The sequence below is a fragment of the uncultured Sulfitobacter sp. genome (genome assembly GCF_947500075.1).
Taxonomy (GTDB): domain Bacteria; phylum Pseudomonadota; class Alphaproteobacteria; order Rhodobacterales; family Rhodobacteraceae; genus Sulfitobacter.
Window position 1 is genome coordinate 157,548 of sequence record NZ_CANMQS010000005.1, and the last position, 19,406, is coordinate 176,953.

A 19,406-nucleotide genomic window follows, 5' to 3' on the forward strand; every position below is an offset into this window, starting at 1 on the left:
GCCCCCCAAATGATCCTCTACGGCCTCCCCACCTGCACGATATGCAAAAAAGCCCTCAAGGCCCTCGAAGACGCAGGCCACAACCCCACCTTCCGGGACGTCCGCGCGGATCGCCTGACGGAAGCCGAGTGGGCCCCCCTCATCGCTGAATTCGGCGACACCCTTGTCGACCGCAAATCCCAAACCTACCGCAACCTCAACGCATGGATGCGCGAATCCGAGGCGGAGGCGCAGCTCATGGATCAACCCGCCCTGATGGCCCGTCCCGTCATCACCGATGGCACACGCTTCACCCTCGGCTGGGATGACGCCGCACAGGCCGTCTGGCTGGCGTGACCAATCCGCGCGACATTCTCAACAATCGCCTCGCGAACCTCGACGCCGAGGACACGGCCACCGCCGACGCCCAGAAACCCGTCACCCTCGATCAGCAATCCACCGGGCGGCTCACCCGGATGGACGCCCTCCAGAACCAGGCCATGGCCCAGGCGCAGGCCCGCCGTCGCGCTGCCGAACGGCAGAAAATCCACGCCGCCCTGCAACGCATCGAGGACGGCGAATACGGCTATTGCACCGATTGCGGGGAGGAGATCGCGCCCGCGCGGCTCACCGCCGATCCTGCAATTGCGCTCTGTCTGGAGTGTATGCGCGCCTGAACGCGCAACACCACCGTGCGTTGCCGGTGTACAGGTTGTGTACAGATTGTGCATAGGATGTGACGGTTAAGATCCGGTTAAAATCCCCCCGTTGCACCCCCCCGGTTTTGCGCCCAGACTTGGCCCATGTTTGACCTCGCCAATCCGCCCGAAGGGTTCACCGACAATCCCTTTCCCGACTATGACCGTCTGCTGGCCGAGGCGCCCATTTGCCCCCAGCCTGATGGCTCATATCTGTTTGCGCGGCATGCCGATCTCAGTGCGATCTATCGCGATGTGAAGCTGTATATTTCCGATAAAAAACAGGTGTTTGCGCCCAAATTCGGTATCGGCTCGCCGCTGTTTGAGCACCACACCACCAGCCTCGTTTTCAACGATCCGCCCCTCCATACCCGCGTGCGCCGCATCATGACGAGCGCGCTGACCCCGCGCGCGCTCCAACGGATGGAGCCGGGGCTGATCGCGACCGTTGACGCGCTGCTGGATGAAATGCCGCAAGATGCTGATCTGATTGAGAATTTCGCCTCCTCCATCCCCATTCAGATCATCGGGAACCTGCTCGACATCCCCATGGAGGACCGCGCGCCCCTGCGCGACTGGTCCCTCGCCATCCTCGGCGCGCTGGAGCCGAGCCTGAGCGCGGATCAACTCACCGCAGGTCATACCGCAGTGTCGGAATTCAAAACGTATTTACAAGGCCTTATCGCCCATCGCAGGGCGCATCCGGGTGATCCCGAAACCGACGTTCTGACCCGGCTGATCAACGGCGACGACGGCGCGCAACTGTCCGAGATTGAGCTCATCCAGAACTGCATTTTCATCCTCAACGCAGGCCATGAAACCACGACCAATCTCATCGGCTCCGCTTTGGCGCTCCTCCATGATTTCCCTGATCAAAAACAACGACTTATTGCGGATCCCGGCTTGATCAATACGGCGATCGAGGAAGTCCTCCGCTTCCGATCCCCCAACCAGTTCGGCAACCGCGAAACCGCGCAGGAGGTTGACATCGGAGGCCATCGCATTCCCGCGGGCACCAACCTGCACCTGTGCATCGGCGCGGCAAATCGTGACCCGGAAGCCTTTGATAACCCCACTGAATTTGACATTGCCCGCAAACCCAACCGTCACCTTGCCTTTGCCGGTGGGCCGCATGTCTGCGTCGGCCTGACCCTCGCCCGGATGGAGGGGCGCATCGCCGTGGAACGGTTCCTGAAGCGCTACCCCGCCTACCGGCTCACATCTCCCCGCATTGGCGGCGGTCGCATCCGTTTTCACGGCTACGCAGCGCTTCCCGCACAGACGCGCTGACCCAGAAAGAACTGGACTTGGCCCTAGGCGATGGGGCAAGATTTGCGCATCAAGCAGAATACCATAACAAGATGAGGGAAAAATGCGTCTCACAACAGCAGCACTCACCGCCGCAGGCCTGACGCTTGCCGCAGTCGCACCGCAGATGGCGGCCGCAGATGCCAAGATTTACCCGTATCACGGCGCAAACTACTGCCCCGCAGGGTTGCAGCCCATCACGATCTCAGGCGTGATCTGCTGCGGGACACCCAACCAGCACATCAGCTATGCACAGGCCAAGGCCCATCCAGCCAAGCGCCACCGCGTGGCAAAGGCGCAGTCGCATTCCGCCACAGCCCATTGCAAGGCCGGCCACAAGGGCTGCGACTGACCCCTCATCGGGCAGAGAGACCCGGCGCCGTCAGCGCGCCGGATTTCATGTGTTATAACAGGGTGATGTCTGCTGCCATCTGGCGGCCGTCACGGCCTTCCTGAAGCTCGAAACTGACCTTTTGATTGTCAGCCAGACCGGTGAGGCCAGAGCGTTCTACAGCTGAGATATGGACAAAAATATCGTTGCCGCCCCCTTCGGGCGCGATGAATCCATAGCCTTTGGTGGTGTTGAACCATTTGACGGTGCCTGTCGGCATAGTCTGCGTCCTTCTTGTCATTCCAGTGGTCCCGCCAGCGACGGGGCGGGGCGCAGGGATCTCTGCGGCCCACACAGAAAAGATTGCCCTCTTGGTTGAAAAATCAAGAAAGATGCGTGAAATCTTTCGTGAGAATCGCCCTCAGAACGGGGGCTGCGCGGAAATGTAGCAGGGTGATATGCAGATATACGGTTTGAAGAATTGTGATACGTGCCGAAAAGCAATGAAGGCTTTGCCGGGGGCGGTTCTTGTGGACGTCCGTGCCGAGGGTGTGCCGGACGAAGTGCTGGCGCGGGCCTATGAAGCCTTTGGTGACAAGCTGCTGAACACCCGTTCCACCACCTGGCGGCAGTTGGATGAAGCGGCGCGCGGGCTGCCACCGCTCGCAGTGATAAAGGCCACCCCATCGGTGATGAAGCGGCCTTTGATCGCTGTGGATAACCAGCTTTTTCTTGGATGGAACAGTGCTGTAGAAGCCGATGTTAAAGCATCACTTTAACAACCGTTCCGGGGTCATTGTGAGGTGGCTGGCTTTAATGCGCGGTCAACAGACAGCGGGCCTGCGCCTTTGAAAACCAGGATCAGGAACATCAGGACCCAGAAGGCCCGCTGATCCAGGATCGCCGCATCCGCGAAACGGTCGAACCATGCGCCAATGGCATCCGTCGCTCCGTGACCGTAGACGTCTGTCAGGCTTTGAACAACCACGAAGCCGATCATGCCCAAAGCCGCGATGCGGGTGAACAGGCCGATCACAATCAGCACTGGCAGAATGAATTCGGCCCAGGTGCCGCCCAAAACCACCAATGTGTGAAACAGGCTCAGTGCTTCGGTGTCATATCCTGCGGCTTCAATCGCCTTGGGGAAGATCTGGGCATAGGCGCCCACGGATGGGGTCCAGATGCCCGCGATACCATCGCCCAGTTTGGTCATGCCGGAGTTGAGGAAATAGAACAGCAAGACCCCGGCAAAGACGAGACGTGCGAGGGTTGGCAGAAGCCAATCGGCCCGCTCCAATCGGGAGGCGATCGCGGAATAGGCGGATATTAATGTATTCATTTCATTTCCTTAGCGGGGTCTTGTGCAAATGCTTGCGTGGTCAGTGCCAGTGTCAGGCTGGCTTCGAGGTCGAAGTCCGGGTGGGTCTGTAAAACGTGGTCGAGGGCTGCACCGAAGGATGTCCCGCTGGCCAGCGCCTCAAGCCAATCGGCGCCGCCGGGGGGCAGGGCGTGGGGCATCGGGTCAAAGTCGGGCCGGGTGATCAGAACGTCCTGGGCGACGGCACGCGGCTTGGGCGCACCGTCTTCGTTGTTGTAACGCCAGATGTCATGCAGCGGCCACCTGGAGCGCAGGATGCGGGTGCTGGGGGCAAGGCTGAACTGCTGCGCCATCAGGGTGTCGGGGGGCAGCGATTGCAACCGGCTTGCATCAAACGCCGGGGCGTCGGCGGCGTGGTAGGCGCGCCGGATCTGGAGGTCGAGGGCGGCGGCATCGGGAAGATACCCGATATGTGCCAAGGGTTCAAAAGCCCCCAAAAACGACGGAAAATCAGCGCCGTAGTGCATCATCAGCGGTGAAGTCGGCGGATGATTGCGGACATAGAGCGGGGCAAGATTGTCGAAGTTCTGCACGCCGATCAGTTTACGCACCAATGGAAAAGCGGTGCGCATCGCCTCAATCAGGGAGACGGTGACGTTGTTGCGGTAGACCGCGTATCGTTTGCCCGCAGGGGCGGCATCGCGGCCGATTAACCCTTTGGGAACAGGGGCAGAAGCGTCCAGCAGGGCTGCGCGGAATGCCGTCTGATCGGTCATTGGACCGCGACAAGCGCACCCAGCGCCTGTTCGGCGCGGCAGGCTTCATCCCGCAATATGGGCCAGTCGGGCACATCGGTGTCCCACTCCACCAGCACCGGCTTGGGGCCGGTTTGCGCCAGCGTGTAATCGAGCAGGGACCAGACAGGATCGACCACGGGTTTGCCGTGACTGTCGATCAGCAACGGATGGCCGTGTTCATCTGCGTCTTCGTCGTGTCCACCAACGTGCAATTCCCCGACGCGGTCGGTCGGGTAGGCGTCGATATAGGCTTGCGGGCTGAGACCGAGGTTTGTGGCCGAAATGAAGACGTTATTGACATCGAGCAAGAGTCCACAGCCGGTCTTGTGGGTAAGCTCGGAGAGAAAGTCCGTTTCGGACAAGCTTGAGTCTTCGAATGCGAGGTAGCTGGAGGGGTTCTCCAGCAGCATCTGGCGGCCCAGAACATCCTGCACCTCGTTGATATGCGCGGCGACATGGGCCAGTGTTTTGGGTGTATAGGGCAGGGGCAAAAGATCGTTCAGAAACTCCGCGCCATGGGTGGACCAGGCGAGGTGTTCGGAAAAGCTGGCGGGTTTGATCCAGTCGCAGAGCTTTTTCAGCCGCGCCAGGTGATCGCGGTCCAGCGGGCCTTCGCCGCCAATGGACAGGCCGACGCCGTGGATGGAAATGCCGAAGCGTTCGGACAGGGCCGCCAGCTGTGCCAGCGGTCGTCCGCCGTTGCCCATGTAGTTCTCCGCATGCACCTCGACCCATTCCACGGGGCCGGGATCGTCCTGCAAGGCGCTGAAATGCTGGGGTTTGTACCCGACGCCTGCGGCAAGGGGCAGGGATGGGAAACGCACTGCTGCGTCGAGCATGGGGTTGCTCCGATATGGCAGGAGGGGTGTCTCAGGCGGGAGTGCCGCCTGAGACGAATTGCTTATGCAGGCAGGTCGCGGTCCTGCGCTTCGAGGGAGCCTTTACGCTCCGTGCCGTCGGCCATGGCGGGCAGATCGATGCTCTCGCAGGTACCGGCGTCAACAAGCGTCCATGCGTTGCCCTGATAATCGGTCACGGATGTGCCCGCGCAGGTGGTGCCGGGGCCAGCGGCGCAGTCGTTTTCGCCTGCCAGGGACACGCCATAGCACTTCTCTTTGGAAGCGGCGTTGGCTGTTGTTGTGGTGGAGGCGGTCATTGCGGCGGCAACGGCACCCGCGATGGCGATGGATTTCATTGTGTTGGACATGATGAACTTCCTTTGATTGTCTGCGTTCTTCGGTTGGTAGGCAGAATAGAACACTCAAACGCAGCATACACCAGTCACAGGCGAGTGTGTCACGATCCTGTCAGCAAACCCGCCCATTTCGGTAAGAAACAGCCGGAGAGCACAAGGATTTCGAGAGGAATTGTTACAAACGCGCTTTTGTGCCGATGGCGCGTAGGGGCCTGCGTGAGAATTGTTACAATCGGATCAGGCGAGCGGGGGCAGGCAATGCCCCCGCATGGGATCAGCGCAGATCGGGTGGCGTGGCTTCCAGTCCCAGTGCGTTTGCAACATCCGCAAGCGGCTGGACAGAGGTCTGTTTATCCCCCAACCGCCGCACAGAGACGGTTTTCTCTTCCACCTCACGCCCGCCGACGGCCAGAATGACGGGCACTTTGCCGACGGAATGCTCACGCACCTTGTAGTTGATCTTCTCGTTGCGCATGTCCGCTTCGGCGCGCACGCCTGCGGCTTTGAGGGTTTCGACCACTTCGACAACGTAGTCATCCGCGTCCGAGGTGATGGAGGCGACAACGACCTGACGCGGGGCCAGCCAGAAGGGCAGCTTGCCTGCGTGTTCCTCGATCAGGATGCCGATGAACCGCTCGAACGAGCCAAGGCAGGCGCGGTGCAGCATGTAGGGCCGGTGTTTCGCGCCGTCCTCGCCGATATAGGTCGCGCCCAGCCGTTCGGGCAGGTTTGGGTCCACCTGAAAGGTGCCACATTGCCAGACCCGGCCGATGGCATCGGTCAGGTAGAAGTCGAGCTTGGGGCCATAGAAGGCGCCGTCGCCCGGCTCAAGTGTGAAATCACGCCCCGTCGCCTTGATCGCAGCTTCCAGAGCGCCTTCGACATGGTCCCAGCTTTCATCGGAACCAACACGCTGTTCGGGACGGGTGGCGAATTTGATCTCGAAATTCGTGAAGCCAAGATCGTCATAGACACCGGCGAGGTAGTTGATGAACTTGGCACATTCCGCCTCGATCTGGTCTTCGGTGCAGAAGATGTGGCCATCGTCCTGGGTGAAACCGCGTACCCGCATGATCCCGTGCAGCGCGCCGGAAGGCTCATACCGGCTGCACGACCCGAACTCCGCCAGACGCAGGGGCAGGTCGCGGTAGGACTTCAGGCCCTGATTGAAGATCTGCACGTGGCAGGGGCAGTTCATCGGCTTGAGCGCGTTGATCGCCTTTTCCTTGGCGTGTTCCTCTTCGACTTCGACGATGAACATGTGCTCCTGGTATTTGTCCCAGTGGCCGGATGCCTCCCACAGCTTGCGGTCGACAACCTGCGGGGTATTGACCTCCTTGTAGCCATCGGCGCGCTGTTTGCGGCGCATGTAGTCCTGCAAAGTCGTGTAGACGTTCCAGCCGTTGGGGTGCCAGAAGATCTGGCCAGGTGCTTCTTCCTGCATGTGGAACAGGTCCATTTCCCGGCCCAGCTTGCGATGGTCGCGCTTGGCGGCTTCTTCGAGCATGTTGAGATGCGCGCGCAGCTTTTCCTTGCCGGTGAACGCCACGCCGTAGATGCGTTGCAACATGGCTCGGTCAGAATCGCCGCGCCAATAGGCACCCGCAATGGACATCAGCTTGAAGGCATCCCCCGGAACTTGTCCGGTGTGTTGCAGATGCGGGCCCCGGCAGAGGTCCTGCCACTCGCCGTGCCAGTACATGCGCAAAGGCTCGTCGCCGGGAATGGCGTCGATCAGTTCGACCTTATAGGGCTCACCATTGTCCTCATAGAATTTCACGGCCCGCGCGCGGTCCCAGACTTCGGTGCGGACGGGATCGCGCTTGTTGATGATTTCCTTCATCTTCTTCTCGATCAGGCCGAGGTCCTCGGGCGTGAAGGGCTCGGCGCGGTCGAAGTCATAATACCAGCCGTCCTTGATCACCGGGCCGATGGTCACTTTGGTGTCGGGCCAGATTTCCTGCACGGCGCGGGCCATGATGTGGGCAAGGTCGTGGCGGACCAGTTCATTGGCCTGCTCTTCATCCTGCATGGTGTGAATGGCGATCTCGGCGTCGGCCTCAATCGGCCAAGCCAGATCATAATGCGCGCCGCCCACGGTGGCCGAGATGGCTTTCTTGCCAAGGGATTTTGAAATGTCCGCCGCGACCTCGCCCGCAGTGATACCTGCGTCGTAGGATCGTGCATTGCCATCGGGAAGGGTGAGAGAGATCTGTGCCATCTTGGGCGCTCCTCGTCAGTTTGGCGCCTACGAGACGCCCGGTTGCGGGTTATGTGCCGCGCCTCTTTGATCCTGTCGGGGACATGCGTCAAGGGGGGCTGCGGATTTGGCGGTGGGGAAAGGCCCGTGCGTGGCTATTCGGCCCGCTTGCCAATCTGGCGTCCGGCGGCCTTAGTGGTCCGCATCAATGGAAGGGAATGCCCCATGGCAGAGATAGAATGGCAGAAGATGCCCGCACATGCGTTGCGGGTTTTGGCGGGGCAGGATGCGGTGGTGATTCTGCCGATTGCGTCGATTGAACAACACGGGCCACACCTGCCCACAATGACGGACACCCGGCTGGGCCATGAAGTGGCCGTTCGCGCCGCGCGCAAGGTTCAGGGCAGCCAGCCTGTCGTCGTCGCTCCGGTTGTCTGGTCCGGCCTGTCGGAGCATCACATGCCCTTTGGCGGAACCCTGACCGTGTCCGCATCCACCTTCCGGGCCTTGCTGAGTGATCTGATTGCCGCAATCACCCGGCTGGGCTTTCGCAAGGTCCTGCTGTCGAATTCGCATGGTGGGAACATCATGGCGATGCAGCAGCTTTGTGATGAACTGTCACCCAGCTGTCCGGCCACATTGGTGGCGACGACTTATGCGATTGAGGGGGCTGCGCAGATCGGCACCTTGCTGGAGGATCAGGACGGCGTGCAGCATGCGGGGGAGGCGGAAACCTCCATGATGCTGGCCTGTGAGCCGGGGCTGGTGGACACCGGCGATCTGGCAGCCATCGGGACGCCGGGCGACGGGGGGCCGGGCTTTCTCAAAGCCGGGCAGGCGTCGTACCGCTGGCGGCCGTTCGCGCATACCACCTCTGACGGGGTGTCGGGAACGCCTGAGAAATCCACCGCAGAAAAGGGTGAAGCCTTGCTGGACGCAAGCGCACAGGCGATTGCGGCGTTGATTCTTGACCCCGAGACATGGGCCGAGCCGAAGGACATGCGGGACACCGGAACCGCCGGGGTGCCGTTCGCGACCTGACGCCCGTGCGGATGTGTCCGACAATCAGGCAAATGCACAAGATGTTAGCGCTGAGGGTGAATGTATACCTAGATATACGTTGACTGCGACACTTCCGGGTCTATTTTCGACATCAACAGCGCCCTGACGGGTAGAATCAAATTTTGAGGAGTGCCAGATGCCGAGCTTTAACCGCCGTTTTGATCTTTCGATTGCCGACGTGGAACTGATCGAGGAAGCGCTGCGTGCACGGGGCCGTGAATTGTGCCGGATGCGGCGCGCGTTGAGCGATGATACACCAGCCGATCTGGAGTCCATCCGCGTGGTGGAGCAGGATCAGCGCACCGGCGAGGAATTGCTGGGCCGCCTGCATGATCAGAAGATCTTCTATCGTCCCAAGGCGGAGACTTATGTCAGCGGCTGATCTGCCGTCGTGATCGTCATGCAAAACGCCCTGTCGCAGCGCTGCGACAGGGCGTTTTCTTTTGTCGTGAGAGCAGGGTTCAGACGATCCCCCGCGCGGTAAAGACGGAATAGGCCATCAGCAGGCAGCACACCCATCCCGCCGTGAAGATCAAAGGCCGTAGCGGGAAACGCGCAAAGGCGGTGATGTAGCCCACCGCATGGGCCACACGCAGCCAGAAGAACGCGATGGCGGTCCAGTAGGTGAGCGCGGTGAAGCCGTCCAGCCGGTCCACCAGCAAGACCAGCACCGCAAAGGGGATACCTTGTTCCAGCAGGTTCATATGTGCCCGATACGCCCGTTGCACCCATGGGCGGTGCAAGGTGGGGTTGGGTGGACGAATGAAACCATCGGGTGCGTCAGCGGGCAGAGAGCCTTCGGGGACGGTGTTCACACCCACGATATATGGGATCCACAATGAGGCTGCGAGGATCATCAGGCAGGTCAGGATGCCCAGTTCTGTCGGGAAAGTTTCCATGGTGTTGCTCCTTACTCCAACCGTTTAACCCGCAGCCTTGAGGCCGGTGCCGGTTTCCAGCCACGACTTGAGCGACGCGGCCAGCCGCGCCCAGCCTTCCGCCACCCCTTCATGGCCTGCGGGCAGATCGTAATGCTCAATCGTCAGTTTGCAGACCTCGCCTTGCGGCTCAATCAGATAGGCCATGCGGGAACCGGGGGCATCGGGGCCAAAGAAATGGGGTTGAAAGGTCGTCTCGATCCTCGATTTGGGGTCGATCTGAATGATCTCCTGCTCCAGCATCTTGCTGCCATCGGGCAGGATAAAGATGGCTTTGTCACCCGCCGCCCCCGCGCGCCCTTCGACCCGGTCACAGGCGAAATGGTAGGCGGCCATGCTGTCTGGATCGCTCAGCGCGTCCCACAGCGCGTCCTGGCTGCAACGGATGAAGGTTTGCATCATGAAATCTGGTTTTGACACGGTGGTTTTCCTTTCGAGGTCTTGTTTGAAGTTCAGTACCGCTCGTGCCGCTGGTTTCTGGCGCATAGGCTCAATCCAGCGGTCAATCGTCTCTTGGAGGGGCAGGGCGTTCAGATAGTGATGTTTGAAACGCCCCTTCTTGTGCGGGATGACGAGGCCTGCCTCTTCCAGCACGGCGAGATGTTTCATCACGCCAAATCGGGTCATGTCGAGCAATTCCGTCAGCTCTTGCAGCGTCTGCCCATCGCGCTGGCGCAAAGCGTCCAGCAAGGTGCGGCGGGCCGGATCGGCAAGGGCTTTGAAAATGACGTCCATGGAAATACTTATAGGTGACAAAATACTCACGTGACAAGATGGTCACTTATAAATTGATCCTTGCCCCCTCAGATGTGCAGGCGCATGATCAGCTTCAAAGCAGGGAGGTGGCATGGCTGATCCGTCATTTTTGCAAACAAAATCAGGGCGTAAGATCGCCTATCATCGCACCGGGGGGCGGGGGCCGTGGATCGTTTTCCTCGGCGGCTTGAAATCCGACATGATGGGCACCAAGGCGGTCTATCTGGAAGAATGGGCCCGCGCGCAGGGGCGAGCTTACCTGCGGTTTGACTATTCCGGCCATGGTGAGTCGTCAGGGGCATTCACCGACGGATGTATTGGCGACTGGGCCGAAGACACCCGCGATGCGGTGGCGGCATTGACCGAAGGCCCGATTGTCCCGGTGGGGTCATCGATGGGCGGCTGGCAGGCACTGCTGCTCAGCCGGGCGCAGCCGGAACGGATTGCCGGTCTGGTCACCATCGCCGCAGCACCGGATTTCACCGAAGACGGCTATTGGGCGACATTCTCGCCTGAGCAGAAGACGCAGCTTGAACGCGACGGGTCGGTTGAACTGCCCTCGGACTATATGGAGCCCTACATCATCACGAAACGCATGATCGAGGACGGGCGCGATCAACTGGTTCTGCGCGCGCCCCTGCCGCTGCCGTTTCCGGTGCGGTTTCTGCAAGGCACGGCCGATACAGCCGTCAGCCTGGATACGGCGGTGCGCCTTCTGGAGCATGCAACGGGGCCAGACATGCAGCTGAGCCTGATCAAGGATGCAGACCATCGATTCTCCGACGGCCCCTGTCTGGGGCTGATCACCGATGCCATTATCGATGCCCTGGGGGAGGGGGCATGAGATCTTTCCTCAAAACACTGCTTTATGTCGTCCTGGCGCTGATGGTGCTGGTTGTGGCGCTGTTCCTTTTCGGTCCTTACGAAAGCAGTGATCTGAGCACCGATTTTGACGACACGGGGATGCAGGCGGGCGTGTCGGCGTATCTCACCACGCAGGAGGCGCGCTTTGATGACATCACGCCGGGGACGGAGAAACGTGTGATCTGGTATGACGTGCCAGACGCGCGGACGGAAATCGCGGTGCTCTACCTACATGGCTTTTCCGCCACCGCGCAGGAAATCCGCCCGGTGCCCGATCTGGTTGCGGATGGGCTGGGGGCCAATCTGGTCTACACCCGGCTTGCAGGTCATGGCCGGACCGGAGAGGCGCTGGCCGAAGCAAGTGTTGCGGACTGGATGAAGGACGTCGCCGAAGGGTTGGCCGCCGCCCGGATGGTGGGGGAGCGGGTTGTGATCATTTCAACCTCCACCGGAGGCACGCTTGCCGCGGCGGTGGCGGTGGATGAAAGCCTCTCTCAGGACGTGGCCGGGATCGTCTTTGTCTCCCCCAATTTCGGGATCAACAACCCGCTTGCCCCGTTGCTGACCTTTCCTGCCGCGCGCTATTGGCTGCCGATGCTGGCGGGCCACGAACGCAGCTTTGAGCCGCACAATGCGCAGCAGGGGGTGTTCTGGACCACGCGCTACCCCAGTGTCGCGACCCTGCCGATGGCAGCCCTTGTGCGCGAAGTGGTCGGGCTGGATCTGAGCGTGACGGAAATCCCGGCGTTGTTCATGTTCTCAAAGGACGATACCGTGGTTTTGCCCCAGAAGACCGCAGAGGTTGCCGCGCGCTGGGGCGGAGAGGCCGTGATCCTGCACCCCGATCTGGGCCCGGAGGATGATCCGGACGCCCATGTGATTGCCGGAGACATCATGTCACCGGGACAAACGGAGAGCGCGGCAGAACGCATGCTTGAATGGATCAGGGGGTTGTGATGGATCAACGGATTTCGCTTGTGACATTGGGGGCAAAGGACGTGCCGGTGCTGGCCGCGTTCTATGACGCTTTGGGCTGGCAGCGGGTTGAAACGCAGGATGGTGTGGTGGCCTATGATCTGATCGGGCAGACGCTTGGCCTCTATCCGCTTGAAAAGCTGGCAGAAGACATCGGTGTGCCGGTCGACACTCTGGGACGGGGTGCGGTGACGCTGGGGTATAATGTGCGCGACAAGGCGGATGTGGCGGCCATTCTCGACCGCGTTGAGGCTGCTGGGGGCCGCGTGCTGAAACCGGCAGCGGATGTGTTCTGGGGCGGGCACCACGGGTATTTCGCCGACCCCGAAGGACATATTTGGGAAGTGGCGCATAACCCGTTCTCTCCGCTGAGCGACGCGGGTGCTTTCCGCTGGAACGGCTACGGCTGATGCGTGCTCCCCGCAGCATGTGGAGCCTTGAGACCTTCGGGCGCATCCGCCTGTCCAGACATTTCTTCATGCGCGACTTCATGTATTCGGAAATCTCGGGCTATCACGGGATACCGAACGTGCCGGAAAATCCTGATCTGGTGATCGAGAACGGTCGCGCGTTTTGCACTGCATTGATGGACCCGTTGGAGGAAACCTTTGGTCGCGTTGCGGTGCGCTCTGGCTATCGCTCTGCCACGTTGAACAGATACGGCAATGACAACCGGCTGAACTGCGCGCGCAATGACCATCCGCTGGAGTGTCACATCTGGGACCGGGGGACCGGCGCGGATGCCATTGCCGGGGCCAGTGTGGTGATCCCGTGGTTTGCCGATCAATACGATCAGGGACGCGACTGGCGCGATCTGGCGTGGTGGGTGCATGACCATCTGCCCTATTCGGAGATGTGGTTTTTCCCCAAACTGGCGGCGTTCAATCTGGTCTGGCGGCCCAATCCGCAGCGCACGATTTCAAGCTATATGGCGCCGCGCGGGATGCTCTTGCGTGCAGGAGAGACCCCGGAGGAGCCGCTGGCGGCGCGCCGGAAACGCTATGCGGACTTCCCGCCGCTAGGTGGCATTGATCTGCCGATGCGGCCTGTTGCAGCGCCCTGATGGCGCAGCTATAGGTGGCCCGATTTCGCACCCGCGGCATGAAGACCAAGGGGTGCCTGAGTGGAGAGCCGGATGATTGAACCGCTGGTATTGCTGCCCGGCATGATGTGTGATGCGCGCCTGTTTGGCCCGCAGATTGCTGAGTTGTCCTCCGAAATGCCAGTGATGGTCGCGCCTGTCTCTCAAGGAGAGCGGATTGAGGAAATCGCGTCAAACCTGCTGGGCGCCTTACCCGCGCGGTTCGCGCTGGCCGGGCTCAGCATGGGCGGGATCGTGGCGATGGAAATCCTGCGCCGCGCGCCCGATCGGGTCAGCCGTCTGGCGTTGATGGACACCAATCCGCTGGCCGAGACACCCGTGGTTGCAGCCAATCGGGAGCCGCAGATCGTCAAGGTGCGTTCGGGTCGGTTGATCGAAGTGATGCGCGATGAAATGAAGCCGAATTATCTGGCGCCGGGGCCGCAGCGCGCGGATGTGCTGGCGCTGGTGATGGACATGGCAGAGGTGTTGGGGCCGGAGGTGTTCATCCGGCAATCGCGCGCTTTGCAGCGGCGGCGCGATCAGCAGGTGACGTTGCGCAAATGCCGCGTGCCTACATTGGTGATGTGCGGCGCGCATGATGCGCTCTGCCCGGTCAAACGCCATAGTTTCATGGCCGAACTCATTCCGGGCGCGGAATTGCGGGTCATCGAAGGGGCGGGCCATCTGCCCACGCTTGAGACACCGGAAGAGGCAACTGCGGCCCTCCGCGACTGGATGCGCCAGCCTTTGGTGCTGCGTTAGGGGCGTGCTCTACTAGGGCAGGGGCACAGCGGCGCGGTCTTCCCGGCTGACCAGCCGGACCTCGCGGGAGGGTTTTCCCGTCTCTACGTCAAAGAACGGTGTCTGCTTCCAACGGCCTGAGATCAGGCAGGGCAACACGCGGGTGACCATTGTCATCAAGAGCTTCCCACCGCCCTTGTGACCCTGTTTGCCATCGGATTTCTTCACGAATGCCTGCGCCACGACGGGGCCAAGCGCGCTGTCATCTTCCAGATGGTCCGTGCGCAGGGAGGCAAAAGGCACCTTGGCCGTGCGCACCGTGTTGAACAACACCGCCCCGCAGCATTTGGCCTGCCAGCGCAGCAACCCTTTGGGAGAGAAGGAAAAGACCGCCAATTGATCTTCGCCCGCATCAATGCGGACCTTGTCAGGGGTGGTCTGATACAATTGCACGGCACCTGGGGCAGGGTCCGGCTGACCCGCATAGACTTCTGCGGCGCGACAATCGGTGCAGAAACATTCAATGCGGGTGCCGTTTGACCTGGAGACGCCGATCAGCCTCCCCCGAAGGGTGTTGCAGGTGCAGGCGAAGGGGAGATCGACGCCCGCCATGGCTTATGCCGCCGCGTTCTTGTTGGCCGGTTTCTTCTTGCGATAGCCGGGAGGTGTCGCCTGTTCATTATCATCGATGAAGTCGAGGACAAGCGGACGGATGTTGTTGCGCCAGCTTTTGCCCGCGAAGATACCATAGTGACCGGCACCTTCCTCAACGTGGCTTGCCTTCATGTTGTCAGGCAGGCCCGTCAGCAGATCAAGCGCTGCTATACACTGGCCGGGCGCGGAGATGTCATCCTTGGACCCTTCGACGGTCTTGACCGCGACATTGGTGATCTTGCCGATGTCGACCGGTTTGCCCTTCACCGTGAAGGCGTTCGAGGCGATCTCTCCGGTTTTGAAGATCCGTTCAACCGTAGACAGGTAGAATTCAGCGGGCATGTCCATCACAGCAAGGTATTCGTCATAGAACTTGTTGTGCTTGTCGTGCTCATGCGCTTCGCCGCGCATCACCCGGCTGATCTGGTTCTGGAAGGCATTTGTGTGGGTTTCGCTGTTCATGGAAATGAACGACGAAAGTTGCAGCAGACCGGGATATACTTTCCGGCCGACGCCTGCATATTTGAAGCCGACCCGCTGGATCATCAGTTCCTGAAGCTGGCCCATGGTCACGGAATGCCCGAAATCAGTCACTTCGGTCGGGGCCGCGTTGGGGTCAATCGGACCGCCGATCAGTGTCAGCGTGCTGGGCTGCGCGTCAGGATCTTCTTCCGCCAGATAGGCCGTTGCCGCCAGTGTCAGCGGGGCAGGTTGGCAGACTGCAATGACATGGGTGTCCGGCCCGAGGTGTTTCATGAAGTCGACAAGGTAGAGGGTATAATCCTCCACATCGAACTTGCCCGCGCTGACAGGAATATCGCGCGCGTTGTGCCAATCTGTAATGTAGACGTCGCAATCAGGCAGCAAACTGATCACCGTAGAGCGGAGCAGTGTGGCATAATGTCCCGACATCGGGGCGACCAGCAGCACTTTGCGTTTGGGAACGGTGCGGCCCTGGACGCGGAAGTGGATCAGATCGCCAAAGTCGCGTTTGATGACATGTTCCACGCTGACCAGACGGTCGGTGCCGTTGCTGCCAACAAATGAGGGGATGTTCCAGTCTGGCTTCATCACCATCCGCGAGAACGTGCGTTCCGTGACCTCCCCCCAAGCTGCCATCCAGCTTAAGGCAGGGTTTGGAAACATCGAAAAAGCGGGGTAAGATGCCATGGCGAGCGCTGACGCGCCGAGCCATTGATTTGTGTTCCTGACGGTTTCCATCAGGTCGTAAGTTACCATATAGCGCACGGGTGGGGTCTCCTTAATGTGGGCCCGAAACTGAGTACTCCGTCGCTCCCCTCCCGGCTCGGACGACGTAATGCTGCACCTGCGAAGATAAGAGGTAATTGTTAAGATGACAACTAGAACCACGGATGCAGAAGTCCCGACTGAGGCTTCTATGGCACGGATGGCTGAGAATCTTAAGAAAGTGGAGCAGCTTACGGAACGTCTCAGTCAGGTGATGGCGCACCGGACGACGCACCAGCCCGCACTTGATGGACCGAATCAACAATTATTCGCGAAAGCAGCGCAGGCCTACATGGCTGAAGCGATCCAGAACCCGGCAAAGCTGATGGAACATCAGATCGGATACTGGAGCCAGACCGTCACGCATTTCATGGAAGCCCAACAGGCACTGGCCAAGGGCAAGTTCGAAGCGCCGGAGGACCGCACCGGCAAAGATCGCCGCTTTGCCAATCCATTGTGGGAGAGCCACCCGTACTTCAATTACGTCAAGCAACAGTACCTCATCAACGCCAAGGCGCTGGAGCAGGCGGTTGACGCTGTCACCGACATGGAACCGCGCGAAAAGCAGCGTTTGGCCTACTTCAGCCGTCAGATCATTGACCTGATGAGCCCGACCAATTTCCTCGCCACCAACCCCGATGCGCTGGAACGCGCGATTGAGACGGAGGGCGAAAGCCTGATCCGGGGGGTCGAGAATCTGATCTCTGATCTGGAAGCGAACAACGGCGAACTCATCGTCCGGCTGGCAGATGAGAGCGCGTTCGAACTGGGCCACAACATCGCGACCACACCGGGCAAGGTGGTGTTTCGCAACCGCATGTTTGAGCTGATCCAGTACAGCCCGACAACCAAGAAAGTGCATGAAACGCCTTTGCTGATCTTCCCGCCGTGGATCAACAAGTTCTACATCCTTGATCTCAAGGCTCAGAATTCATTGGTGAAATGGGTCACGGATCAGGGATACACGCTGTTCATGGTGTCTTGGGTGAACCCCGATTCGTCCTACCGTGAGGTCGGCATGGAAGATTATGTCGACAGCGGCTATCTGACCGCCATCGAAAAGGTGAAAGAGATCTGCGGCGTCAAGCAGATCAATGCGGTTGGGTATTGTATTGCCGGCACGACCCTGTCGCTGACGCTGTCCCTGCTCAAGCAACGCGGCGATAAATCAATCAAATCCGCGACCTTCTTTACCGCACTCACCGATTTTTCTGATCAGGGGGAATTCCAGCCCTTCCTGACCGATGACTTCATTGACGGCATCGAAGCGGAGACGAAAGACAAGGGCATCCTGCCTTCCGTGATCATGGCGCGGACGTTTTCGTTCCTGCGGTCCAACGACCTTGTCTATGGCCCAGCGGTCAAAAGCTACATGTTGGGAGAGACCCCGCCGGCCTTTGATCTGCTTTATTGGAACGGGGACGGGGCCAATCTGCCCGCAAGAATGGCGATGCAGTACCTGCGCGGGCTGTGTCAGCGCAATGAGCTGGCAGAGCAGGGGTTTGATCTGATGGGCCACCATCTGGAACTGGGCGATGTTGATATACCGCTTTGCGCAATTGCCTGTGAGACCGATCATATCGCGCCTTGGAAAGACAGCTATCGCGGGATTCAGAAGATGGGGTCAGAGAACAAGACGTTCATTATGACCCAGTCCGGCCACATTGCCGGCATCGTCAACCCACCCAGCAAAAAGAAGTATGGTCACTATGCCAACACGGATCTGGATCTGGATCACACCGATTGGCTGAATGGGGCGGCCTTCCACGAAGGTTCCTGGTGGCCGCGGTGGGAAAAGTGGCTCAAGAAACGCTCCGGTCCGCAGGTTTCTGCACGTAAACCGGGAGAAAACGGTCAGGAAATTCTCGGCGATGCGCCGGGTACCTACGTCGCTGTGAAGGCAAATCGCTGATAAGAAAGAGCTTTTGGTGCTATCTCTTTTGTTATGCTGCGGTGCAGAAAGTTCTTGAAATGCTGCGATGCAGCATGTAAGTAACGTATCGTCAAGCAAAGCGGGATGGACCGCGAAATGGGCGGGTCTTCCCGCACCGCACTGAAAGGACGATACAATGGCTAAGACACCTGATATGACCGCAATGTTCAAAGACGTTATGGGTTCATTCCCTGTTGATACAGCGGCAATGGAAGACGCATTCAAGACAACCGCGACGCTGAACGAAAAGCTGTCCGGCGTGGCGCTGACCGCTGTTGAGAAATCCACCGAGATTTCCAGCAAGTGGACAAAAGAAACCGTCGCCAAGATGGCTGAGATGTCCAAGGCAAAAGCAGACCCGGCTGATTATGCAAAAGCGATGACCGACTTCGCTTCTGCCTCCGCCGAAACCGCTGCCGAGCATATGGCCGCTTTCGCTGAAATCGCGAAAAAAGTGCAGATGGACACCGTTGAGCTGATGATGGCGGCTGGCAAAGACATGCAGGAAGAAGCAACTGCTGCTGTCAAGAAAGCCACAGACGACGTTCAGACTGCGGCCAAGAAAGCCACAGCGAAGTAATCTGGTCCGGAATTGCTGTCGCCCGGGGGTGACAGCGGTGTAACCAGTGTGATGTTTCCGCCGCCTCTTTGTGGGGCTTCGCGGGGAAGGGCAGGCTGACAAAGCCTGCCCTTTCTTTTTGTGCTGCACTGCCCTAATCTGCACTGCAGCGTGCATTGGGAGGGCAGAAGTGGCCGATACGAAAAAGCCTTTGTTGATCAAACGGTATGCCTCACGGCGTCTCTACAACACGGAGACAAGCGATTATGTGACCCTCGATGATATTGCCGGGTTCATCCGTGATGGGCGCGAGGTGCAGATCGTTGATCTGAAATCGGGTGATGATCTGACCCGCCAGTATCTTCTTCAGATCATTGCAGAACATGAAAGCCGGGGCGAATCCATGCTGCCGGTTGAAGTGCTGAACGATCTCGTGCGCAGCTATATGTCCGGTGACGTTTCGGTGGTGCCGCAGTTCCTGCAAGCCTCCTTTGACATGCTGCGGGACGGGCAGGCGAAGATGATGGAAAACATGTCGTCGATGAACCCGATGAGCAAGATGCCCGGCATGGAAGTAATGCAGGCGCAGCAAGAAGCGTTCCTCAAGGCGATGACAGGCGGATGGCCTGGCGGCAGCACCATGCCAAGCCCGGAGCCCGAAGCCGAGGAGCCGGAACAGGGCGACGATCTGGACGCCATCAAGCAGCAGCTTGCGGACCTTCAGGCGAAGCTTTCCAAGATCAAGTAACGGACTGGATCGGTGGGC

General features: G+C 59.8%; 25 protein-coding genes. 15 read left to right on the plus strand and 10 right to left on the minus strand.

What is annotated here, in order from left to right; genetic code table 11:
* The first annotated feature begins 9 nt into the window (after positions 1-9).
* From Q1A91_RS16610 to Q1A91_RS16625, 4 genes are all read left to right on the plus strand, one after another.
* Complete coding sequence (locus tag Q1A91_RS16610) at positions 10-336, plus strand: arsenate reductase family protein (RefSeq protein ID WP_299879968.1); 327 nt, start codon at positions 10-12, stop codon at positions 334-336.
* A complete protein-coding gene (locus Q1A91_RS16615) occupies positions 333-656 on the plus strand; it encodes a TraR/DksA C4-type zinc finger protein (protein ID WP_299879971.1) in 324 nt (107 codons plus the stop codon). The genes Q1A91_RS16610 and Q1A91_RS16615 overlap by 4 nt, the downstream gene beginning before the upstream one ends.
* A 126-nt stretch (positions 657-782) precedes the next feature.
* Complete coding sequence (locus Q1A91_RS16620) at positions 783-1,967, plus strand: cytochrome P450 (protein WP_299879974.1); 1,185 nt, start codon at positions 783-785, stop codon at positions 1,965-1,967.
* Between the two features lie 82 nt (positions 1,968-2,049).
* Complete coding sequence (locus Q1A91_RS16625; RefSeq protein WP_299879977.1) at positions 2,050-2,337, plus strand: hypothetical protein; 288 nt, start codon at positions 2,050-2,052, stop codon at positions 2,335-2,337.
* Between the two features lie 52 nt (positions 2,338-2,389).
* On the opposite strand, the gene Q1A91_RS16630 is transcribed toward Q1A91_RS16625, so the two are convergent.
* Positions 2,390-2,596 carry a cold-shock protein gene (locus Q1A91_RS16630; protein ID WP_299879980.1) on the minus strand — a complete coding sequence of 69 codons (207 nt, stop codon included), beginning with the start codon at positions 2,594-2,596 and terminating at the stop codon, positions 2,390-2,392.
* Positions 2,597-2,774: 178 nt separating this feature from the next.
* Between Q1A91_RS16630 and Q1A91_RS16635 the strand changes: the two genes are divergently transcribed.
* The gene (locus Q1A91_RS16635; protein WP_299879983.1) at positions 2,775-3,095 is read left to right on the plus strand and encodes an arsenate reductase family protein; all 321 of its coding nucleotides are present in this window, start codon (positions 2,775-2,777) and stop codon (positions 3,093-3,095) included.
* 14 nt (positions 3,096-3,109) lie between these two features.
* Here Q1A91_RS16635 and Q1A91_RS16640 read toward each other — a convergent pair whose 3' ends face one another.
* The 5 genes from Q1A91_RS16640 to thrS form a co-directional block, all read right to left on the minus strand.
* The gene (locus tag Q1A91_RS16640) at positions 3,110-3,655 is read right to left on the minus strand and encodes a DoxX family protein (RefSeq protein ID WP_299879986.1); all 546 of its coding nucleotides are present in this window, start codon (positions 3,653-3,655) and stop codon (positions 3,110-3,112) included.
* Positions 3,652-4,410, minus strand: a complete 759-nt coding sequence (locus Q1A91_RS16645; protein WP_299879989.1) for a DNA-binding domain-containing protein — start codon at positions 4,408-4,410, stop codon at positions 3,652-3,654. Before Q1A91_RS16645 ends, Q1A91_RS16640 begins: the two co-directional genes overlap by 4 nt.
* Complete coding sequence (locus Q1A91_RS16650; protein WP_299879992.1) at positions 4,407-5,270, minus strand: DUF692 domain-containing protein; 864 nt, start codon at positions 5,268-5,270, stop codon at positions 4,407-4,409. Before Q1A91_RS16650 ends, Q1A91_RS16645 begins: the two co-directional genes overlap by 4 nt.
* A 62-nt stretch (positions 5,271-5,332) precedes the next feature.
* On the minus strand, positions 5,333-5,638 hold the full coding sequence (locus Q1A91_RS16655; protein ID WP_299879995.1) for a DUF2282 domain-containing protein: 306 nt from the start codon (positions 5,636-5,638) through the stop codon (positions 5,333-5,335).
* A gap of 262 nt (positions 5,639-5,900) precedes the next feature.
* Complete coding sequence (gene thrS / locus Q1A91_RS16660; RefSeq protein WP_299879998.1) at positions 5,901-7,847, minus strand: threonine--tRNA ligase; 1,947 nt, start codon at positions 7,845-7,847, stop codon at positions 5,901-5,903.
* 204 nt (positions 7,848-8,051) lie between these two features.
* Between thrS and Q1A91_RS16665 the strand changes: the two genes are divergently transcribed.
* Positions 8,052-8,867, plus strand: coding sequence for a creatininase family protein (locus Q1A91_RS16665; RefSeq protein WP_299880001.1), 816 nt, complete (start codon positions 8,052-8,054; stop codon positions 8,865-8,867).
* A 157-nt stretch (positions 8,868-9,024) separates the two neighbouring features.
* A complete protein-coding gene (locus tag Q1A91_RS16670; RefSeq protein ID WP_299880004.1) occupies positions 9,025-9,270 on the plus strand; it encodes a hypothetical protein in 246 nt (81 codons plus the stop codon).
* Positions 9,271-9,349: 79 nt separating this feature from the next.
* Here the strand turns inward: Q1A91_RS16670 and Q1A91_RS16675 are convergent, their stop codons facing one another.
* Both Q1A91_RS16675 and Q1A91_RS16680 read right to left on the minus strand, forming a co-directional pair.
* Positions 9,350-9,787, minus strand: a complete 438-nt coding sequence (locus tag Q1A91_RS16675) for an MAPEG family protein (protein WP_299880007.1) — start codon at positions 9,785-9,787, stop codon at positions 9,350-9,352.
* Between the two features lie 24 nt (positions 9,788-9,811).
* On the minus strand, positions 9,812-10,561 hold the full coding sequence (locus tag Q1A91_RS16680) for a metalloregulator ArsR/SmtB family transcription factor (RefSeq protein ID WP_299880010.1): 750 nt from the start codon (positions 10,559-10,561) through the stop codon (positions 9,812-9,814).
* A 112-nt stretch (positions 10,562-10,673) separates the two neighbouring features.
* Between Q1A91_RS16680 and Q1A91_RS16685 the strand changes: the two genes are divergently transcribed.
* The 5 genes from Q1A91_RS16685 (at position 10,674) to Q1A91_RS16705 (ending at position 14,267) form a co-directional block, all read left to right on the plus strand.
* The gene (locus Q1A91_RS16685; protein WP_299880013.1) at positions 10,674-11,426 is read left to right on the plus strand and encodes an alpha/beta hydrolase; all 753 of its coding nucleotides are present in this window, start codon (positions 10,674-10,676) and stop codon (positions 11,424-11,426) included.
* A complete protein-coding gene (locus Q1A91_RS16690; protein WP_299880016.1) occupies positions 11,423-12,403 on the plus strand; it encodes an alpha/beta fold hydrolase in 981 nt (326 codons plus the stop codon). Before Q1A91_RS16685 ends, Q1A91_RS16690 begins: the two co-directional genes overlap by 4 nt.
* The gene (locus tag Q1A91_RS16695) at positions 12,403-12,831 is read left to right on the plus strand and encodes a VOC family protein (RefSeq protein ID WP_299880019.1); all 429 of its coding nucleotides are present in this window, start codon (positions 12,403-12,405) and stop codon (positions 12,829-12,831) included. Before Q1A91_RS16690 ends, Q1A91_RS16695 begins: the two co-directional genes overlap by 1 nt.
* Before the next feature lie 17 nt (positions 12,832-12,848).
* Positions 12,849-13,484 carry a hypothetical protein gene (locus tag Q1A91_RS16700; RefSeq protein ID WP_299880540.1) on the plus strand — a complete coding sequence of 212 codons (636 nt, stop codon included), beginning with the start codon at positions 12,849-12,851 and terminating at the stop codon, positions 13,482-13,484.
* A gap of 72 nt (positions 13,485-13,556) precedes the next feature.
* Entirely contained in the window at positions 13,557-14,267 is a 711-nt protein-coding gene (locus tag Q1A91_RS16705) for an alpha/beta fold hydrolase (protein ID WP_299880022.1), read from the plus strand.
* A gap of 12 nt (positions 14,268-14,279) precedes the next feature.
* Here the strand turns inward: Q1A91_RS16705 and Q1A91_RS16710 are convergent, their stop codons facing one another.
* Both Q1A91_RS16710 and phaZ read right to left on the minus strand, forming a co-directional pair.
* Entirely contained in the window at positions 14,280-14,858 is a 579-nt protein-coding gene (locus tag Q1A91_RS16710) for a DUF6151 family protein (RefSeq protein WP_299880025.1), read from the minus strand.
* Positions 14,859-14,861: 3 nt separating this feature from the next.
* Complete coding sequence (gene phaZ, locus Q1A91_RS16715) at positions 14,862-16,148, minus strand: polyhydroxyalkanoate depolymerase (protein ID WP_299880028.1); 1,287 nt, start codon at positions 16,146-16,148, stop codon at positions 14,862-14,864.
* A gap of 106 nt (positions 16,149-16,254) precedes the next feature.
* Between phaZ and Q1A91_RS16720 the strand changes: the two genes are divergently transcribed.
* From Q1A91_RS16720 to phaR, 3 genes are all read left to right on the plus strand, one after another.
* Positions 16,255-18,060: a class I poly(R)-hydroxyalkanoic acid synthase gene (locus Q1A91_RS16720; protein WP_299880030.1), complete on the plus strand. Its 1,806-nt coding sequence runs from the start codon at positions 16,255-16,257 to the stop codon at positions 18,058-18,060.
* A 157-nt stretch (positions 18,061-18,217) separates the two neighbouring features.
* Positions 18,218-18,661: a phasin family protein gene (locus Q1A91_RS16725; protein WP_299880033.1), complete on the plus strand. Its 444-nt coding sequence runs from the start codon at positions 18,218-18,220 to the stop codon at positions 18,659-18,661.
* A 169-nt stretch (positions 18,662-18,830) separates the two neighbouring features.
* A complete protein-coding gene (phaR, locus tag Q1A91_RS16730; protein WP_299880035.1) occupies positions 18,831-19,388 on the plus strand; it encodes a polyhydroxyalkanoate synthesis repressor PhaR in 558 nt (185 codons plus the stop codon).
* Positions 19,389-19,406 lie beyond the last annotated feature (18 nt).

What these genes read in the sequence shown, in the direction of transcription:
- Q1A91_RS16610 (WP_299879968.1), top strand. Translation starts at nt 10, where the DNA reads ATGATCCTCTACGGCCTCCCCACCTGCACGATATGCAAAAAAGCCCTC.
- Q1A91_RS16620 (WP_299879974.1), top strand. Translation starts at nt 783, where the DNA reads ATGTTTGACCTCGCCAATCCGCCCGAAGGGTTCACCGACAATCCCTTT.
- Q1A91_RS16625 (WP_299879977.1), top strand. Translation starts at nt 2,050, where the DNA reads ATGCGTCTCACAACAGCAGCACTCACCGCCGCAGGCCTGACGCTTGCC.
- Q1A91_RS16630 (WP_299879980.1), bottom strand. Translation starts at nt 2,596, where the DNA reads ATGCCGACAGGCACCGTCAAATGGTTCAACACCACCAAAGGCTATGGA.
- Q1A91_RS16635 (WP_299879983.1), top strand. Translation starts at nt 2,775, where the DNA reads ATGCAGATATACGGTTTGAAGAATTGTGATACGTGCCGAAAAGCAATG.
- Q1A91_RS16640 (WP_299879986.1), bottom strand. Translation starts at nt 3,655, where the DNA reads ATGAATACATTAATATCCGCCTATTCCGCGATCGCCTCCCGATTGGAG.
- Q1A91_RS16645 (WP_299879989.1), bottom strand. Translation starts at nt 4,410, where the DNA reads ATGACCGATCAGACGGCATTCCGCGCAGCCCTGCTGGACGCTTCTGCC.
- Q1A91_RS16650 (WP_299879992.1), bottom strand. Translation starts at nt 5,270, where the DNA reads ATGCTCGACGCAGCAGTGCGTTTCCCATCCCTGCCCCTTGCCGCAGGC.
- Q1A91_RS16655 (WP_299879995.1), bottom strand. Translation starts at nt 5,638, where the DNA reads ATGTCCAACACAATGAAATCCATCGCCATCGCGGGTGCCGTTGCCGCC.
- thrS (WP_299879998.1), bottom strand. Translation starts at nt 7,847, where the DNA reads ATGGCACAGATCTCTCTCACCCTTCCCGATGGCAATGCACGATCCTAC.
- Q1A91_RS16665 (WP_299880001.1), top strand. Translation starts at nt 8,052, where the DNA reads ATGGCAGAGATAGAATGGCAGAAGATGCCCGCACATGCGTTGCGGGTT.
- Q1A91_RS16670 (WP_299880004.1), top strand. Translation starts at nt 9,025, where the DNA reads ATGCCGAGCTTTAACCGCCGTTTTGATCTTTCGATTGCCGACGTGGAA.
- Q1A91_RS16675 (WP_299880007.1), bottom strand. Translation starts at nt 9,787, where the DNA reads ATGGAAACTTTCCCGACAGAACTGGGCATCCTGACCTGCCTGATGATC.
- Q1A91_RS16680 (WP_299880010.1), bottom strand. Translation starts at nt 10,561, where the DNA reads ATGGACGTCATTTTCAAAGCCCTTGCCGATCCGGCCCGCCGCACCTTG.
- Q1A91_RS16685 (WP_299880013.1), top strand. Translation starts at nt 10,674, where the DNA reads ATGGCTGATCCGTCATTTTTGCAAACAAAATCAGGGCGTAAGATCGCC.
- Q1A91_RS16690 (WP_299880016.1), top strand. Translation starts at nt 11,423, where the DNA reads ATGAGATCTTTCCTCAAAACACTGCTTTATGTCGTCCTGGCGCTGATG.
- Q1A91_RS16695 (WP_299880019.1), top strand. Translation starts at nt 12,403, where the DNA reads ATGGATCAACGGATTTCGCTTGTGACATTGGGGGCAAAGGACGTGCCG.
- Q1A91_RS16700 (WP_299880540.1), top strand. Translation starts at nt 12,849, where the DNA reads ATGTGGAGCCTTGAGACCTTCGGGCGCATCCGCCTGTCCAGACATTTC.
- Q1A91_RS16705 (WP_299880022.1), top strand. Translation starts at nt 13,557, where the DNA reads ATGATTGAACCGCTGGTATTGCTGCCCGGCATGATGTGTGATGCGCGC.
- Q1A91_RS16710 (WP_299880025.1), bottom strand. Translation starts at nt 14,858, where the DNA reads ATGGCGGGCGTCGATCTCCCCTTCGCCTGCACCTGCAACACCCTTCGG.
- Q1A91_RS16720 (WP_299880030.1), top strand. Translation starts at nt 16,255, where the DNA reads ATGACAACTAGAACCACGGATGCAGAAGTCCCGACTGAGGCTTCTATG.
- Q1A91_RS16725 (WP_299880033.1), top strand. Translation starts at nt 18,218, where the DNA reads ATGGCTAAGACACCTGATATGACCGCAATGTTCAAAGACGTTATGGGT.